Origin of the sequence: Acinetobacter higginsii (assembly GCF_000369525.1) — a bacterium.
GTDB lineage: Bacteria > Pseudomonadota > Gammaproteobacteria > Pseudomonadales > Moraxellaceae > Acinetobacter > Acinetobacter higginsii.
Genome location: NZ_KB850071.1, coordinates 532,086 through 548,005, shown reverse-complemented (window position 1 = coordinate 548,005; position 15,920 = coordinate 532,086). Strand labels below are relative to the sequence as shown.

General features: G+C 43.0%; 16 protein-coding genes. 11 read left to right on the top strand and 5 right to left on the bottom strand.

Annotation, left to right across the window (positions count from 1 at the left end; genetic code table 11):
- The first annotated feature begins 198 nt into the window (after nt 1-198).
- From F902_RS05765 to F902_RS05750, 4 genes are read left to right on the top strand one after another with little or no spacing between them, the layout of a single operon-like run.
- Nucleotides 199-663 (top strand): GNAT family N-acetyltransferase, encoded by a 465-nt coding sequence (locus tag F902_RS05765; protein WP_005201751.1) that lies wholly within the window; start codon nt 199-201, stop codon nt 661-663.
- A gap of 34 nt (nt 664-697) precedes the next feature.
- Nucleotides 698-1,099, top strand: a complete 402-nt coding sequence (locus F902_RS05760) for a cytidine deaminase (RefSeq protein WP_005201750.1) — start codon at nt 698-700, stop codon at nt 1,097-1,099.
- Nucleotides 1,100-1,150: 51 nt separating this feature from the next.
- A complete protein-coding gene (locus tag F902_RS05755; RefSeq protein WP_005201749.1) occupies nt 1,151-1,651 on the top strand; it encodes a GNAT family N-acetyltransferase in 501 nt (166 codons plus the stop codon).
- 10 nt (nt 1,652-1,661) lie between these two features.
- Nucleotides 1,662-1,973, top strand: a complete 312-nt coding sequence (locus tag F902_RS05750; protein ID WP_005201748.1) for an ankyrin repeat domain-containing protein — start codon at nt 1,662-1,664, stop codon at nt 1,971-1,973.
- Nucleotides 1,974-2,262: 289 nt separating this feature from the next.
- Here the strand turns inward: F902_RS05750 and F902_RS05745 are convergent, their stop codons facing one another.
- Nucleotides 2,263-2,958 carry a TIGR04219 family outer membrane beta-barrel protein gene (locus F902_RS05745; RefSeq protein ID WP_005201745.1) on the bottom strand — a complete coding sequence of 232 codons (696 nt, stop codon included), beginning with the start codon at nt 2,956-2,958 and terminating at the stop codon, nt 2,263-2,265.
- A gap of 132 nt (nt 2,959-3,090) precedes the next feature.
- On the opposite strand from F902_RS05745, the gene F902_RS05740 reads away from it, so the two are divergent.
- The 3 genes from F902_RS05740 (at nt 3,091) to F902_RS22035 (ending at nt 6,543) form a co-directional block, all read left to right on the top strand.
- Nucleotides 3,091-4,533, top strand: coding sequence for an aldehyde dehydrogenase family protein (locus tag F902_RS05740; RefSeq protein ID WP_005201743.1), 1,443 nt, complete (start codon nt 3,091-3,093; stop codon nt 4,531-4,533).
- A gap of 377 nt (nt 4,534-4,910) precedes the next feature.
- Complete coding sequence (locus F902_RS05735; protein ID WP_005201740.1) at nt 4,911-6,389, top strand: sodium-dependent transporter; 1,479 nt, start codon at nt 4,911-4,913, stop codon at nt 6,387-6,389.
- Nucleotides 6,390-6,399: 10 nt separating this feature from the next.
- Nucleotides 6,400-6,543 carry a methionine/alanine import family NSS transporter small subunit gene (locus tag F902_RS22035; protein WP_005201738.1) on the top strand — a complete coding sequence of 48 codons (144 nt, stop codon included), beginning with the start codon at nt 6,400-6,402 and terminating at the stop codon, nt 6,541-6,543.
- A gap of 40 nt (nt 6,544-6,583) precedes the next feature.
- Here F902_RS22035 and rsmB read toward each other — a convergent pair whose 3' ends face one another.
- A complete protein-coding gene (rsmB, locus tag F902_RS05730) occupies nt 6,584-7,882 on the bottom strand; it encodes a 16S rRNA (cytosine(967)-C(5))-methyltransferase RsmB (RefSeq protein WP_005201731.1) in 1,299 nt (432 codons plus the stop codon).
- On the bottom strand, nt 7,879-8,838 hold the full coding sequence (gene fmt, locus F902_RS05725; protein ID WP_005201728.1) for a methionyl-tRNA formyltransferase: 960 nt from the start codon (nt 8,836-8,838) through the stop codon (nt 7,879-7,881). The genes rsmB and fmt overlap by 4 nt, the downstream gene beginning before the upstream one ends.
- A gap of 210 nt (nt 8,839-9,048) precedes the next feature.
- Between fmt and ilvD the strand changes: the two genes are divergently transcribed.
- From ilvD to F902_RS05710, 3 genes are all read left to right on the top strand, one after another.
- Nucleotides 9,049-10,878, top strand: coding sequence for a dihydroxy-acid dehydratase (gene ilvD, locus F902_RS05720; protein WP_026057524.1), 1,830 nt, complete (start codon nt 9,049-9,051; stop codon nt 10,876-10,878).
- Between the two features lie 142 nt (nt 10,879-11,020).
- Complete coding sequence (locus F902_RS05715) at nt 11,021-12,310, top strand: hypothetical protein (protein ID WP_005201724.1); 1,290 nt, start codon at nt 11,021-11,023, stop codon at nt 12,308-12,310.
- A gap of 81 nt (nt 12,311-12,391) precedes the next feature.
- On the top strand, nt 12,392-13,123 hold the full coding sequence (locus tag F902_RS05710) for a sulfite exporter TauE/SafE family protein (protein WP_005201722.1): 732 nt from the start codon (nt 12,392-12,394) through the stop codon (nt 13,121-13,123).
- A gap of 12 nt (nt 13,124-13,135) precedes the next feature.
- Here the strand turns inward: F902_RS05710 and F902_RS05705 are convergent, their stop codons facing one another.
- Together F902_RS05705 and F902_RS05700 are read right to left on the bottom strand one after the other, a co-directional pair.
- Nucleotides 13,136-14,026 carry a LysR family transcriptional regulator gene (locus F902_RS05705; RefSeq protein WP_005201721.1) on the bottom strand — a complete coding sequence of 297 codons (891 nt, stop codon included), beginning with the start codon at nt 14,024-14,026 and terminating at the stop codon, nt 13,136-13,138.
- Between the two features lie 106 nt (nt 14,027-14,132).
- Nucleotides 14,133-15,035 carry a LysR family transcriptional regulator gene (locus F902_RS05700; RefSeq protein WP_005201719.1) on the bottom strand — a complete coding sequence of 301 codons (903 nt, stop codon included), beginning with the start codon at nt 15,033-15,035 and terminating at the stop codon, nt 14,133-14,135.
- A gap of 123 nt (nt 15,036-15,158) precedes the next feature.
- On the opposite strand from F902_RS05700, the gene F902_RS05695 reads away from it, so the two are divergent.
- On the top strand, nt 15,159-15,905 hold the full coding sequence (locus F902_RS05695) for an SDR family oxidoreductase (RefSeq protein WP_005201717.1): 747 nt from the start codon (nt 15,159-15,161) through the stop codon (nt 15,903-15,905).
- Nucleotides 15,906-15,920 lie beyond the last annotated feature (15 nt).

The window sequence follows — 15,920 nt, the reverse complement described above, 5'->3', positions numbered from 1 at the left end:
GATCCCTTCCCGAACTCAGAAGTGAAACCTCTTAGCGCTGATGGTAGTGTGGCACTTGCCATGTGAGAGTAAGTCATCGCCAGCTTTTAAATCTAAACACCCCCAACCAACCGTTGGGGGTGTTTTTTATTGCGTGAAGGAAATAAGTAGAAGAAATCGGCTAAAATCGGTTAAATCATTCTCAAATTTAACAATACAATGAAAATTTCTTTGCTCGTAGATCACCCAGAAGCGATTGGAAAAATTGCAAAGTGGTACTATAACGAATGGGCTTATCTCTCTTTACAGATTACCGAAGAAATGATGCATCAAAAGGTGCTGGAAAAATCAGCTAATCGTGATGTTATTCCTTTAGCAATCGTAGCTCATCATGAAAATGAATTGATTGGTGCCTTAGAACTGAAGCTACGAGAGAATAAAAACTATCCAGAATATGAGCATTGGATCGGTGGGATTTTTGTTGATCCTTTATGGCGAGGGCAAGGTGTTGCCAGCCAAATGATTACGATGGCACAAGAAAAAGCCAGAGAATTAGGCGTAACCATGCTGTATTTACAATGTGAAAGTCATAATATTTCATTATACCAAAGACATGGTTTTAAAGTGCTACATCAAGCCAATCACCATACGGTAGAAGCAACTATTATGAGATATCAACAATAAGAATTGCGAAGTTATGACTTTGTTTGGAGATACGATGGAACAAAAGTTATTTCAAGCTGCGAAAGTTTTTATGGAGAGCCGTTATCCTAAAGGCTGGGGTGGTGTTGCTGCACTCGCCACTGAGAGTGGTAAAATTTTGATAAGTGTTGCTCCTGAAACACGAAATGATGCTTTATCACTTTGTATGGAAGTCGGGGCATGCTTGGAGGCACATAAAATCAATGAAAAAATTACACATTCCCTCTGTATATGTAGAGCGTCGGAACATTCAAATATTCTAATTTTAACACCTTGTGGAATCTGCCAAGAGCATCTTTTCTATTGGGGAGGAGATGTTCTAGTGGCAGTGAGTACAACTGAGAACAAATTATTATTTAAATCCTTAAGAGAATTGATGCCCTACCATTGGTCGATGGTGAATGGAGTACAGCTTTGATGCGGTATAAGCAAAAGTTGTCCGTATTTAAAGAATTAGGATAGTAAGTATATGCTGAGTTATCGTCTTCTCTGCTCTGATAGTGAAACTGATATAGCCAGTATTCAAGCTGTATTTGAGGCTAGTCCAAATTATTTTAAACTCATTCAAGGATATAGTGCAGAGAAAAATGCTGCTCGAAACGATCTAAAAGCTGTACCGAGTGGACATCCATTTACTGCAAAGTTTTTTTACGCGATTTATCATAAAGGGCAAATGATTGGTTGTATTGATATTCTGCGAGGTTATCCCGAGTCATCAATAGTATTTATTGGACTGCTATTATTTATAGAGTCTCATCAAGGTTTAGGCTATGGCCCGCAGACAGTCCATTTTATTTCGGGGCTTGCGAATACTTGGGGATGTGATCGGTTGAGAATTGCAGTGGTTCAATCAAATGAACCTGCATTTGTATTTTGGTCAAAGGAAGGTTTTGTAGAACTTTATCGTAAAGAACTCAGTGAATATGTTGCTCCCGTTATTGTTATGGAGAGGCTGCTAATTTTTAAATGAGAGGAACTAAATGAAACTCAACTCTTTTTCACCACTCCCTGAAGATGATGCAGAATTACATCTTCCTGAGCTGGTGTATTGGGCATCCCTTGGTGATTTGGAACAAGTAGAGCAACTATTGGCCGAGGGGATAGATCCAAACCAAACCGATGATGACGGTTATAGTGCATTACAGGCTGCTGCAGAGAACGATTATTTGGCGGTGGTGAAGCTACTCGTGAGTAAGGGTGCAAATGTGGCGTATAAAAGCGAATATACGGCCCTACAGCTTGCTGAAATGGCAGAGCATAGCGAAGTGGTTGCGTATCTTAAAAGTCTTTAAATCATCTATAAACATGATAGATAAAAAGAAGCCCCATCATCCTGACGGGGCTTCTTCATATTCAGTTTATGTCGTTGATATCCTATTAACGACCACGTCCTGTGCGTTTTATTATTCTCAATGAGACTTCCTGTCTCTCTATGATTTATATGATAGGTGAAAAGTTTGTATTGGGGTATTCGCCAATCACTGCGATTGTTGTAGGTTTTGGCTTACATTAAGGAGGAGAGCTTAATGATTGGATATAAAAAACGGAATCTAAAGATTCCGTTTCTCACTTTATTACGATTTAGAAATGGATATCTAAGCCGATATAAGGACCTTTAAAGTTAAATTTAAGGTCATTTTTTTCGTAATCATCTAGTTTGACATCGAGGATACGATAGCCTGCTTTTAAGCCAACATCGACCAAGAGATTGTCAATAAAGTTGTATTGTACTTCGGCTTGTGCATCGGTGATTTTAGCGTCGTTAAAGTTGCTATATAACAACTCAGCTTTAGCGCTTAAGCCTGTGAAAGGTAGTTTTACCCCAGCTGATCCATAAATCACAGGAACCGTTTTATCGATATCAGTTTTGCTTAAGCCTAGTGTTTTTACATCACCATTCAAGTTAGTGGCACCTAGACCAACATCTGCATTTACGATAGTGTCTAAGATTTCATAATACAAAATGAAATCGGTATGATCGATATTCAGATCATAAACTGGCTGACCTGCAACTTCATTTTCAGTTTGTGATTTTAAATTCACATAGCGAATTTTTGCATTTGGAATCAGTGGAATCGGGTGTTCAAATGCAAGCGAGACTTGTGCAGAACCTTTACGATCAAGGTCTTGATCTGGTGCTGAGGTTTGTGCGGCCATATTGGCTTCACCATTGTAATTCCAATAGCTAAGATCACCTTTTACACCAATCATATCTGCTTGTGCCAGACCACAAAAGCTTGTCCCTAAAGCAAGCATTGATATTTTTAATATTTTCATTGCATTGTCCTAATCAGTATCAAAAACCGTAATGAATTGTTGTGAATTCATCAGCGAATGGGCGAATCATATAGTGATCTTGGAAAATATGCAGTAGTCTAATTTTAAATTTTTATAACGGGATCAAGAATAATGACAGATACAACAAGCGTGCGGGATTATCCACTGTATGTCGCGGGAAAAGCGGCGAGCACGGGGCAATGGCTTGAAGTACATGATAAGTATCGAAATACCGTCTATGCTCGTGTTGCTCTGGCCGATGCCAAAGTGCTTGAAAAAGCCATTTCTGCTTCAGTAAAAGCAGAACAGGAAATGGCAGCATTAAAGCCCTTTCAAAAACAACAGATCTTATTGCATTGTGTAAAGCGCTTTAATGAACTGCGTGAAGAATTGACTGAAATCCTGATTGCAGAAGGCGGCAAGCCGAGAGGTGCAGCAAGTGCAGAAGTTGAACGTCTGATTAATACCTTCCAATTGGCAGCAGATGCGGTGACGCAGCTGGATGATGGCCGCATGTTGCCCTTGGCGGTGACACCTGCAGCAGCCCGCTTTCGTGGTATGGTTAAACATGTACCAATTGGTGCGATTTCCTTAATCAGTCCGTTTAATTTCCCTTTAAATCTGGTGGCACATAAGATTGCGCCTGCGATTGCAGCAGGTTGTCCTTTTGTTTTAAAACCTGCCAGTTTGACTCCAATCAGTGCATTAATGATCGCCAAGGTATTAGCTGAAACAGATCTACCGAAAGGTTCATGGTCGATCTTGCCGTGTGACCGTCAAGCAGCAGATATTTTGGTGACCGATGATCGCTTTAAATTACTCAGCTTTACAGGTTCAGATCAAGTCGGTTGGGATATGAAAGCACGTGCAGGTCGCAAGAAAGTCACCTTAGAACTGGGCGGTAATGCTGCGGTTCTGATCGATGCAGATACCGTGATTGATGAGTCACTTATAGATCGTTTGATTAGTGCCGCTTATGGGCATGCGGGGCAGGTCTGTATCAGTGTGCAGCGGATTTTAGTTCATGCTGATATTTATGCAGAATTGAAAAAGAAACTGGTCGCAAAATTGAAAAAAATCAAAGTGGATGATCCAGCTTTAGCAACGACATTGGTTGGGCCAATGATTAAGGAAGCTGAGGCTGTTCGTCTAAAAAAATGGCTGGATAAAGCCGAGAAAAAAGGAGCAAAAATACTGACAGGAGGAAGTTTACAAGGCATGTTGTTTGAACCTGCTTTGCTGGAAAATGTAGATGCCAAGCTGGAAATCTATAAAGATGAAGCCTTTGGTCCTGTGGCGATTCTCGAAAAATTTAAGGATTTTGAGCAGGGTATTGCCACCATTAATCAAAGTCGTTTTGGTTTACAGGCGGGTGTATATACGCAGAATCTGAATAAGATGCTGTATGCATGGGATCATTTACATGTCGGAGGTGTGATTATTAACGATGTCCCAACTTTCCGTGTCGATAATATGCCTTATGGCGGCGTGAAGGATTCTGGCCTTGGTCGGGAAGGGATTCATTCTGCAATTCGGGATATGCAAGAGGAAAGGTTATTAGCCATCAAACAATAAAAAAGATTGTGGCCCAAGCGGAGTTTTAGCTTCGCTTGATTGTTTTATGTACTTGATTTTTATAAGTTGACTGCAAGGTCAAAATTACAGTCTGTTGAAAAATAATCAGTTGTTTAAAAAAGATGACTTTTTCTTTCAGAATTTACAGTAAAAAGAAATAAAAACAGGTATTGTTCGGCTATTAAAAGCAGAAAAACAAAGCCCAATCTTTAAGGAAGATGGTTTGGTTTTTGCTTTGTTTGTCCATGTAAACGGAGACCCACAAGGTTGAAATTTCATGCAAGCAAAACAAGATTTTTTATGGCACTTTTCATGTCTGTTGGATAATAAAAACCTAACACAGCATGGAATAGCCAGCAGGACAACTTAGGTGTTTTATGGCAGATTCTCGTGAAAACTGGACATCACGATCTGGTTTTATTATTGCAGCTGTTGGCTCAGCTGTAGGTTTAGGTAACATTTGGCGTTTCCCTTATGTTGCTTATGAAAATGGCGGCGGGGCGTTTCTTATCCCTTATTTACTGGCGTTGATTACCGCTGGTTTACCTCTTTTATTCTTAGATTATGCAACAGGTCATCGTGCGCGTAATTCACCACCAAAAGCGTATCGGGCGTTATTTAAAGGCGGTGAGACACTCGGTTGGTGGCAAGTCTGTGTCTGTATCATCATTGGTTTGTACTACGCCAGTGTACTGACTTGGGCGGGGAGTTATGTCTACTTCTCAATTGGTCAGGCGTGGGGTAGTGACCCGGAAAGCTTCTTCTTCAATACGTATTTGCAGACCTCGAAAGCAACTGGCTTCGATCTACAATTTGTGAGCCATTTGTTCTGGCCAATCGTTGGGATTTGGGCACTGACCTTAATCATTTTGTATGGCGGTGTGAAGAAGGGCGTTGAATTATCGAATAAGATTTTCATGCCGTTGTTATTTGTTTTGTTTACGGTTCTTGTGATTCAGTCATTACGTTTACCTGGTGCGGTAGAAGGCTTAAATGCATTCTTTACACCAAACTGGTCAGCGATGATGAATTATAAAGTTTGGTTAGCTGCCTATGGTCATACTTTCTTCTCGTTGTCTGTTGGCTTCGGGATCATGGTGACCTATGCCTCTTACTTAAAACCTAAAACTAACTTAACTGGTTCGGGCTTGATCGTTGGTTTTGCCAATGCATCAACAGAGATTTTGGCGGGTATTGGTATTTTTGCGGCATTGGGCTTTATGGCACATGCGGCAGGTAAAGAAGTACACGATGTTGTGAGTGGTGGTATTGGTCTAGCATTCATCGCATTCCCTAAAATCATTTCAAGTTTAGGGGCGGGTGCAGATTTATTTGGTTTCTTATTCTTCTCTTCGCTATTTGTTGCGGGTATTTCTTCCATGGTCAGTATTTTGGAAGTGCCAATCGCAGCAATGCAGGACAAGTTGAAATGGGGCCGTACCAAAGCTGTAACCATTATTGGTGGTGGTAGTGCACTTGTTTCAGTGATCTTATTCTCAAGTGTGAATGCGATTAAATTGGTGGATATCGTCGATCACTTCATCAATAACATCGGTATTATTGGTGGTGCATTGATCTCGATCATTAGTATTGCTTGGTTTAAACGTTCTGCCTTGCGTGAATTGCGTGATCATGTGAATCGTATTTCGACGATTCAATTGGGCAAAGGTTGGGATTTCACTTTAACGGTGATCACATCGTTGATTTTATTAACCACCTTAAGCATGACCGTATTTAACTTGGTGAAAAACGGTTACGATAGTTATAGCATGAGCTTACAAGGCATCTTTGGATGGGGCAGCGTGATTTTCTGTGCTGTCGTTGCAATTGTACTCAGCCGAATCAAAGATCGCTAGGAGAACAAATATGAATACTTCAGCAATCGTAATGATGGTGATTTCAATGGTGTTTTTATGGGGTGGTTTAGCATTGTCTATTCTGCACTTATCCAAAAACCCAGAAGAACTCGATGAGGTTCTGGAAGAAGTCAAAGATCAGCATACGCTTTAAAAATAGATTTAAAAAAGCAGGCTTTAAGCCTGCTTTTTTATTATGCCAATTTTTTAATCAGGCAATAATAGAAACCATCACCAGCGTGGGCAGAAGGGAACAGCTGACGACCATGGGTCTGTTCAATGCCCCAATCGGCTTCGATTTTGATTTCTTCTGCATCCGTGTGTTCTGCAAAGAATGCCGCCATTTGCTGCTCATTTTCAGCTTTTAGAATCGAGCAGGTGATATATAGCAAAGTGCCGCCGACTTTAAGCTGTTGCCACATCTGCTGCAAAATCTGTTGTTGTAACGCAACGGTTTGTGCGATATCGGTTGATTGTCTGAGCAGGCGAATATCGGGGTGGCGACGAATCACACCTGTTGCAGAACAAGGCGCATCCAGCACGATACAATCGACGGGTTCTGGTGCCTGCCACGTGGTGGCATCAGCGGTAATAATCTCAACATTGTTCTCATTTAAGGCAAGACGTTCTAAATTTTCAGAAACACGTAGTAAACGTTTTGCATCATGATCAAGCGCAATCAGCTTTTTAGGATCAAAGCGCTCAAGGATGTGTGCAGTTTTACCCCCTGGTGCAGCACATGCATCGACAACAACTTTGTTATCTAAGTTCGGTAAAAGCGTCGCACACAATTGTGCATGTTCATCTTGAACAGAAAAACCGCCTTCTTCAAAACCGGGTAAATGGGTAATATTGCCAGTTTGTTCCAAAACAATACCCACATCTGAAAGCAGGCAAGGGCGAGCATCAATCTGCTCTTCGTCCAAAATTTCTAGATATTCGTCGCGACTGACTTGGCGTTCATTAATACGAAGGGTCAATGGTGCGACTTGTTTTAAGGCTTGGCATAGCGACTCTACTTGCTCAGGCCAATCCTTTTTGAGTCGTTTGAATAACCAACTTGGTAAACCATGGGTATTATTCAACGCGGTTTGAAATTCATCTGTTTCACGTGAAACACGACGCAGAATCGCATTAACCAAACCACTCATTGGCTCGAAACCGAGTTGCTTAGCCGCATTTACAGTTTCTGAAATCGCAGCATGTACTGGAATACGCGTACATAAAATTTGATATAAACCTAGATATAAACAACTTTCTAGGGCTTCATTGTCTAATGGTTTTGTGAGCAAGGGTAAGGTAATGGCTTTTAACGAATACCATTGGCGTAAACAACCTAAAGTAAGCTCGTGATATAAACCGCGGTCACGTTCAGAAACGATATTGATATGTTGATTCAAAACGGAAGACAAAGATTGTCCATTTTGAACCGCCAACAGTGTTTTGATCACCTGCGCACGCAGATTTAAATTTTTTGCAGATGATTGGTTCATAGCAGTATTTGCCCCACTTGTAATTTTTGGGTTTGTAACATTTGTACACTATTGAGTGCCTTACCACCTGGCCATTGCACGCTAGTTAATAGTAACGTCCGTCCATCCCCACAAACCACCATCACACCATGATTGTCTACCGTAACAATTTCACCTGCGACTTTGTTACTAAACTCAGTAATCGTAAGTTTTGCAGCCCAAACACGTAACACTTGTCCGTCTAGCTCACAAAACGACACAGGCCAAGGATTAAAAGCACGAATATTACGGTCGATTTGAACTGCATTTACAGTCCAATCGATACGTGCTTCGGCTTTCACTAATTTGTGCGCATAAACGGTCAGCGCCTCATCTTGCACTTCACGTTTTTCAATAAAATCCTGCAAGCTTGATTCTGATTCAAGCACGGTACAAATCGCTTCTGCACCTTGAAGCGCCAATTTGTCATGCAAGCTGGCCGTGGTATCTTCCGCAGTAATTGGGCAATAGGTTTTATACATCATATCGCCAGTATCTAAACCTGCAGCCATTTGCATGATGGTAATCCCTGTTTCAGCATCCCCTGTGGCAATGGCGCGTTGAATCGGGGCAGCACCACGCCAGCGTGGTAGCAATGAACCATGAATATTTAAACAACCGTATTTCGGTGTATCCAAAACGGCTTGCGGTAAAATCAAGCCATAGGCTGCAACCACCATCACATCTGCGCCAAGTGCAGCAAGCTCTTGTCGAGCGGCCAAGCCTTCTTCCGTAGATGCTTTAAAATTCAAAGGTTGATAAACAGCTAAACCGTGCTCAAGTGCCAATTGTTTAACAGGCGATGGCGTTAATTTTTGCCCACGTCCTGATTTACGGTCAGGTTGGGTATAAACCGCAATGATCTGGTGGGATGTTTTTAATAATGCCGCCAATGCGGTTGCCGCAAATTCAGGCGTACCAGCAAAAATGATTTTCACAAATGGAATCCAAATAAAACTTATCTCAAATTATAAGCGAAAAAGCCACGAGCCCCTAATTCACTGCTTGAATTGCTTTTGTGCAAAAAAAGATAGGCCTGTTGGTCATCTGTTAAACGATAACTTGTAGTATGATGCAAAGAGCTCAGTATCATTTCGCCAGAGAGAAAGTCTTATTTTTCTCGAGCACACACTTGTTGGGAATACAAAATGCCTGATTATCGTTCGAAAACATCAACACATGGAAGAAATATGGCGGGCGCGCGCGGTTTATGGCGTGCGACCGGTATGAAAGATGAAGATTTTGGCAAACCAATTATTGCGGTGGTCAACTCATTTACCCAGTTTGTTCCCGGTCACGTGCATCTTAAAGATTTAGGTCAACTTGTTGCGAGAGAAATTGAAGCTTCTGGTGGTGTGGCAAAAGAATTTAATACCATTGCTGTCGATGACGGCATTGCCATGGGCCATGACGGGATGCTGTATTCACTGCCATCACGTGATTTGATTGCCGATTCTGTGGAATACATGGTCAATGCCCATTGTGCCGATGCCATGGTCTGTATTTCGAACTGTGACAAGATCACACCGGGAATGCTGATGGCTGCGATGCGCTTGAACATCCCAGTGGTGTTCGTGTCTGGTGGTCCAATGGAAGCGGGTAAAGTCAAATTCCGTGGTGATGAAAAGGCGATTGACCTGGTTGATGCCATGGTGGTTGCAGCAGACGAAAGCTATACCGATGAAGAAGTTGCGGCATTTGAACGCTCGGCATGTCCGACGTGTGGTTCATGTTCAGGGATGTTCACGGCTAACTCAATGAACTGCTTAACCGAAGCTTTAGGTTTGTCTCTACCGGGTAATGGTTCGATCGTTGCGACGCATGCCAACCGTGAAAAATTGTTCTTAAGAGCAGGTCGTTTAGTGGTTGAACTGGCGAAACGTTATTATGAACAGAATGATGACAGCATTTTGCCACGCTCAATCGCAACCAAAGCCGCATTTGAAAATGCTATGACCTTGGATATCGCAATGGGTGGTTCAACCAATACCGTATTGCATTTGCTTGCGGCTGCACATGAAGCAGAAGTTGATTTCACAATGGATGATATCGACCGACTGTCTCGTCAAGTACCGGTATTGTCAAAAGTTGCACCTGCAAAACAAGACGTACATATGGAAGATGTGCACCGTGCCGGTGGCATCATGGCGATCTTGGGCGAACTGGATCGTGCGAATTTACTGAATACCTCTTGCCCAACTGTGCATGAGCCTACGCTGAAAGATGCATTAGACAAGTGGGATATTATCCGTACTGAAGATGCGGACGTGTATGAGTTCTATCGTTCATCTCCGGGTGGCATTCCAACCCAAGTGGCATTCTCGCAAAACCGTTATTATTCAACCCTTGATGGTGACCGTGAAAAAGGCGTGATTCGTAATGCTGAACATGCGTTCTCTCAAGATGGCGGTTTAGCAGTTCTTTACGGCAACATCGCTCTAGATGGCTGTATCGTCAAAACTGCGGGTGTGGATGATTCGATTCTTAAATTTACCGGTACAGCACGCGTTTTTGAAAGCCAAGATGCAGCGGTTGAAGCGATTTTGGATCATAAAATCGTTGCGGGCGATATCGTGGTGATTCGTTACGAAGGACCACGTGGTGGACCAGGGATGCAAGAAATGTTGTATCCAACCAGTTACTTGAAGTCGAAAGGTCTAGGTAAAGACTGTGCCTTGATTACCGATGGTCGTTTCTCGGGCGGTTCGTCAGGTTTGTCGATTGGTCACGTTTCTCCAGAAGCAGCAGAAGGTGGTGCGATTGGTTTGGTTGAAGATGGCGATACCATTGAAATTGATATTCCAAACCGTACCATTCATTTGAATGTTGATGATGCGACTATGGCTCATCGTCGCACTGTTCAGGAAGCAAAAGGTTGGCATCCTGCAGAAGAGCGTAAACGTAAAGTGTCTAAGTCATTGAAGATTTACGCAATGCATTCGACCAGCGCAGCCAAAGGCGCAGTACGAGTTTTGTAATCCCTTTCAGTCCCTCTTTCAATTAAGGGGGACTTTTTTGTTATTTTATAAGATACTGAACAGACTTATTGACTCACTTGTTCCAACTCAAGTTTGAGTATATCGATTCATATTTACTTTATGACCATTAGAGGCTATCGACATGTCTTTGTTACGTCGTTGGTTTGATCCCATCCGATCGAGTTGGTTCTATCAGAAACCTTCACGTCAGGCGGTGTTACCCACGGAACAGGGTTTAAGCATTTACCTGCGTCTAGACGATGTTTATAGCTATCTTGCGGTACAACAACTGGATCAGCTCAATGAAATCCTGAGTGATGAGTTGAAACCTCTAAAAGTAATTATTTCGAGGCAGGACGCAGAGCCTCCGAATGGAATGTCCAAGCAGGAATGGCTCAGTTACTGTTTAAATGATGCCAAGATTCTTGCCAAGCAACATCGTTTTGGCTTTGATGACACCCCAGAAATTCCCAGCGCAGAAGCATTACAACAAGCTGAAACCATTCTTCGAAACACCCCCTTACGTGAACAGAACTTCTTACATTTACTGGAAGATGTGTTCCATATGCTGTGGCAACAACAATACGGCAAATTACGTACCCTGTATGCCATGGCCAGTCGGCACCAAAGCCCTCAAGATTATCCTGAACGCATTTTTAAAGATGTGCCCGTTGCTGCCAGTTATTTCGAATTTGGTGAGCGGAAATATCAAGCGGTCGATGATTTATTACGTTTAACCCGCCGTCTAAAACAGCAAAAACTGCTGACTGGAAATCCAATTTTCCTGATTAATCATATCGAATGGCGCGAGCATTTGATTAATGATGGTGAGGCGCTCAATGAAGTGCAGGCCATGCATCCCGAGCTAGATTTATATATCGCGCTTGAAGATCCAATGAGCTGGTTATTATTGGCCTATATCAAAGAAGAACTGGCCAATTATTATAATATCCAGTTAAAGGTTTTTCCGCTGAGTTATCACGGGCGGGACTGGTTTGACTGGAGTTTGGCAACCCGTGTTTCCAAGCGAACACAAGTGGCATTTACGCCGTTCTGTCGTCCGACCAAGGAAGCGACGTATGAGATGGCACGACTGTTTTATAGTGTGCCTGAAGAGCAGCAAGTCGATTGTATCCACCAGATTTTTGAAGGGGTGTGGACGCGTGGTAAAGACTTGTCGTTTAAGGCCCATTTTCAGCGCATGCAAAAGCGTTTAGAGATTGGACAAATCACTGAGCAAGATGTGGAGGCGTTACTGAAACAGAACGATGAACTGTGTCAGCAAAAGCATCAGCCTGATTTTCCAGTCTTAGAATTGCGCATTGACGGGCAAAGTTATGTGTTTAACAGCCTGTATCGGGTCTGGATGATTGAAAGCATTATCAGCAATGTGTTGGAAGACAAATATAGAACCGCCTCAAGCTCTGCCTGAGGCTCGCTCCCGAAAATAAGAATAGGGCAAACTTGGCTTTTTTCCGTAGCATAACTCCGATGCAATATCGGAGATTCGGGCGTGACTTTTTTAGCAATTATTGTGGTGGTATTTGTCTTTGCGGGCATGATTAAAGGCATGATCGGCTTAGGCTTACCTGCGGTCTCCATGGGACTGCTCACGATTGCCATGAGTCCATTTCAGGCGGCATCCCTGCTGATCGTTCCGTCCATGGTCACCAATATCTGGCAGCTGTTTGCTGAGGGGCGGGTCTGGACTTTTGTACGTCGCTTCTGGTCTTTGTTGCTTGGGATTGTGGTTGGATCGGTCTGGAGTTTTTTACCCACTTTAAGCCAAAGCCATGGACAAAGTAGTGAAATTCTACTGGGTACGATGCTGATACTGTACGGGCTTTATGGTTTATGCGTTAAGAATCTGCCTCACTTGGGCAAATATGAGCGTTGGCTCTCACCTGTGGTTGGTTATATCGGCGGGGCGGTGACCGTAGCAACAGGGGTGATCATTATTCCCGTAGTACCTTATTTACAGTCTTTGCATTTAAAACGGGATGAGCTGGTTCAGGCATTGGGCTTGACCTTTACCGTGTCCACCATTTGCCTCGCCGTATTTTTACAGCATAACCCGATGGCAGGCATCACTCTGGATTATCGCCTATCCATCGTGGCTTTGATTGCGGCTTTAATGGGTATGTGGTTGGGTAAAAAAATCCGCTATCAATTGAATGAGCAGCGCTTCCGCCGCCTATTTTTTATGGGCTTGGTCGCATTAGGTGCGTATATGCTATCGCATTAATTTGGGGCTGAACTAAGGTCGATGTTGCAATAAAAAATCTGCAAATTGCTGATAAGTCTCGGGTAGTTGACTGAAATCCTGCGTTGCCAACAGCAGTTTCCGATTGGCCCACGCACCCAGCAGCTGTACCGTGTGGAAATCATAGTCTGGCTCTAAACGCTGTGCAGCACGGGCAGGCATAATCGCGATGCCAACACCTTTTGCCACCACTTCAGCAATCGCAGCGAAATTAGGCAAACGCAAACGGTATTGGATATTAAAGCCCAGTAACTTGGCTTGGGTTTCGATGGATTGCTGCAAAGAGTGATGCGGCATCAACCCAATAAAACCATAGCTTAGGGCCTCGACCAAATTCAATTGTGTGTGTTGAGCAAGAGCATGTGAGGCTGGGCAAATTAGCACCAAGGGATCACTGGCAAATTCTTGGGTCTGCAAAGGGCGAATATCAAAGAAACTGGAAACCAAGCCGAGCGTGGCCATGCCTTTGCTGAGAGCCGCAATAATCTCTGAACTTTCAGCTTCATGCAGATCGATATTGATGTCAGGATGACGCATCAGATATTGCGGTAACAGCGGTGGCAGATATTCACTTTGTGCAGAGGAGTTGCACCACAGAGTTATGGATTCGGGTTGTTGCTGCCGAAAGCGTTGCATCTCTTGTTCAAGTTGGTCTTTTTGTCGGAGCAAACGTCGCGCATGTTCGGCTAAGGCATGGCCTGCACTGGTGAGCTCAACGCCCGTGGAGTGTCGAATGAATAAAGGCGTATCGAAATATTGTTCAAGTTTTTTGATGCGCTCACTGGCCGCTTGCAAGGAAATTGCAGAACGTTCCGCCCCTTTAGTCAGACTGCCTGTAGTGACGATATGCAGAAATAGCTGTAAATCAAAAAAATCAAAACGCATGATGGCAACGCATTGAAATGCAAAAAATCATCATACTAAACATCACTTAAATAAAGATAGTGGACTTAAGTGCAGCAAAAACTGTTTTTAATGAGGAGCGAAACGGTTAAGCCTGATCCAAAGGATGATCTTTAAACAACTCTACCATCCATTCAATAAATACCCGTTGTCGAGGTGAAACCCGTGTTTTTGAGGGGTAAAGCAAAGAAACGGGTAAAGAAGGAACAGTGTATTGGGTTAACACAGGGCACAGCTGACCATTTTCGATTTGCTTTAAATGACCATAACGTGGCACCTGAATAATACCAAAGCCGTGTTCTGCCGCAGCAGAGTAGGTCTGTGCCCCATTGACTTGAATCAAGGATGTGAGGTCATAAAACTCAACTTTATCGTGAATCAAAAACGCTAAGGGAAGCGTTTTTTGTCGTGCTGTGGAGTGGAAGCCCACCATAAAATGCTGTTTTAAATCACTCAGCGTATTCGGAGTACCATATTTTTTGAGGTATGCAGGGCTCGCGAGAGTGACTTGCGGGATCAGCCCTAAAGGTCTTACCACCAGTTCGCTATTATTTAAATGACCAATCCGAATCACACAGTCGATGCCTTCTTTAATCAGATCAACATAGCGATCACTTTCAGTCAATTGTAATTGAATTTGTGGATATTCTCCGAGAAACTGATGTAGTTTGGGCAGAATAAAATGCGCAGCAAAGATACCGTGAACTTCGACCTTTAAGGGACCTTGCGGTTTGGCATGTAAAAAATCATGATCTGATTCATCAATATAAGCCAGAATATATTTACAGCGTTGATAGTACAGATGGCCTTCGTCGGTCGGATTCACTTGTCGTGTGGTCCGAAACAGTAAGCGGGTATTCAACTGCATTTCCAACTGTTTAATCGCATCTGTCAGGGTCGAGCGCGGTAAGTTCAGGATCTGTGCTGCTTTGGTAAAACTTCGCTGCTCAACCACATGTACGAATGCCGACATTGCATTTAACTTGTCCATAGGCTTGATTCTTTTGTTCGGTCTATCCGTATAAAGAAGCCGAAATTTGATGGATTATCTTGTTCTCACTGAACAGTATCATAGATCGTATTCCGTGATAAGTTGAGTTGGACGAGGTTAAAAATGAATACACCAGCAAATGAGAAAAAAGTGATTTTGATTACAGGTGCATCTCGAGGTATTGGTGCTTTTACCGCGGCCTTATTGGCACAGCAAGGCCATCAAATCGTGATTAATTATGCGCGCAATGATTTAGAAGCAAATCAGCTGGTCGAAAAAATTAAAGCTGCGGGTGGGACCGCAAGCGCATTTAAAGCAGATATCAGCCAGTCGCATCAGGTTGAGCAGCTATTTGAATATGTCATCCAACACTACGGGCGAGTGGATATTCTGATTAATAATGCGGGCATCATGTGCTTGCAAAAAATTGAAGCTTTAGATGATGAAACCATTGAAAAGGTTTTAGCGATTAATTTAAAAGGCAGCTTATATAGCATGCGAGAGGCGGCGAAACGACTTGAACAGGATGGGAAAATTATCAATCTTTCCAGTAGCGTGATTGGTATGAAGCTGGAAGGGTATGGCATTTATACCGCTTCTAAAGCAGCCATCGAAGCTTTGACGGTTATTCTTGCCAAAGAATTAAGAGGCAAAAATATTACTGTTAATGCAATTGCACCTGGGCCAACAGCGACGGAGCTATTTTTTGAGGGCAAGAGCGAGGCATTGATTGCACAGTTGGCCAAAGCAGCCCCGTTAGAACGTTTAGGCACAGTGGAAGATATTGCTGCGGTGCTTGATTTTGCCGTGAGTGATGCCAGTAACTGGATCAATGCACAGGTGATTAGAGCCAATGGTGGCATTATCTAGTCGTGGCATCTTTCC

What these genes read in the sequence shown, in the direction of transcription:
- F902_RS05765 (WP_005201751.1), top strand. Translation starts at nt 199, where the DNA reads ATGAAAATTTCTTTGCTCGTAGATCACCCAGAAGCGATTGGAAAAATT.
- F902_RS05760 (WP_005201750.1), top strand. Translation starts at nt 698, where the DNA reads ATGGAACAAAAGTTATTTCAAGCTGCGAAAGTTTTTATGGAGAGCCGT.
- F902_RS05755 (WP_005201749.1), top strand. Translation starts at nt 1,151, where the DNA reads ATGCTGAGTTATCGTCTTCTCTGCTCTGATAGTGAAACTGATATAGCC.
- F902_RS05750 (WP_005201748.1), top strand. Translation starts at nt 1,662, where the DNA reads ATGAAACTCAACTCTTTTTCACCACTCCCTGAAGATGATGCAGAATTA.
- F902_RS05745 (WP_005201745.1), bottom strand. Translation starts at nt 2,958, where the DNA reads ATGAAAATATTAAAAATATCAATGCTTGCTTTAGGGACAAGCTTTTGT.
- F902_RS05740 (WP_005201743.1), top strand. Translation starts at nt 3,091, where the DNA reads ATGACAGATACAACAAGCGTGCGGGATTATCCACTGTATGTCGCGGGA.
- F902_RS05735 (WP_005201740.1), top strand. Translation starts at nt 4,911, where the DNA reads ATGGCAGATTCTCGTGAAAACTGGACATCACGATCTGGTTTTATTATT.
- F902_RS22035 (WP_005201738.1), top strand. Translation starts at nt 6,400, where the DNA reads ATGAATACTTCAGCAATCGTAATGATGGTGATTTCAATGGTGTTTTTA.
- rsmB (WP_005201731.1), bottom strand. Translation starts at nt 7,882, where the DNA reads ATGAACCAATCATCTGCAAAAAATTTAAATCTGCGTGCGCAGGTGATC.
- ilvD (WP_026057524.1), top strand. Translation starts at nt 9,049, where the DNA reads ATGCCTGATTATCGTTCGAAAACATCAACACATGGAAGAAATATGGCG.
- F902_RS05715 (WP_005201724.1), top strand. Translation starts at nt 11,021, where the DNA reads ATGTCTTTGTTACGTCGTTGGTTTGATCCCATCCGATCGAGTTGGTTC.
- F902_RS05705 (WP_005201721.1), bottom strand. Translation starts at nt 14,026, where the DNA reads ATGCGTTTTGATTTTTTTGATTTACAGCTATTTCTGCATATCGTCACT.
- F902_RS05700 (WP_005201719.1), bottom strand. Translation starts at nt 15,035, where the DNA reads ATGGACAAGTTAAATGCAATGTCGGCATTCGTACATGTGGTTGAGCAG.
- F902_RS05695 (WP_005201717.1), top strand. Translation starts at nt 15,159, where the DNA reads ATGAATACACCAGCAAATGAGAAAAAAGTGATTTTGATTACAGGTGCA.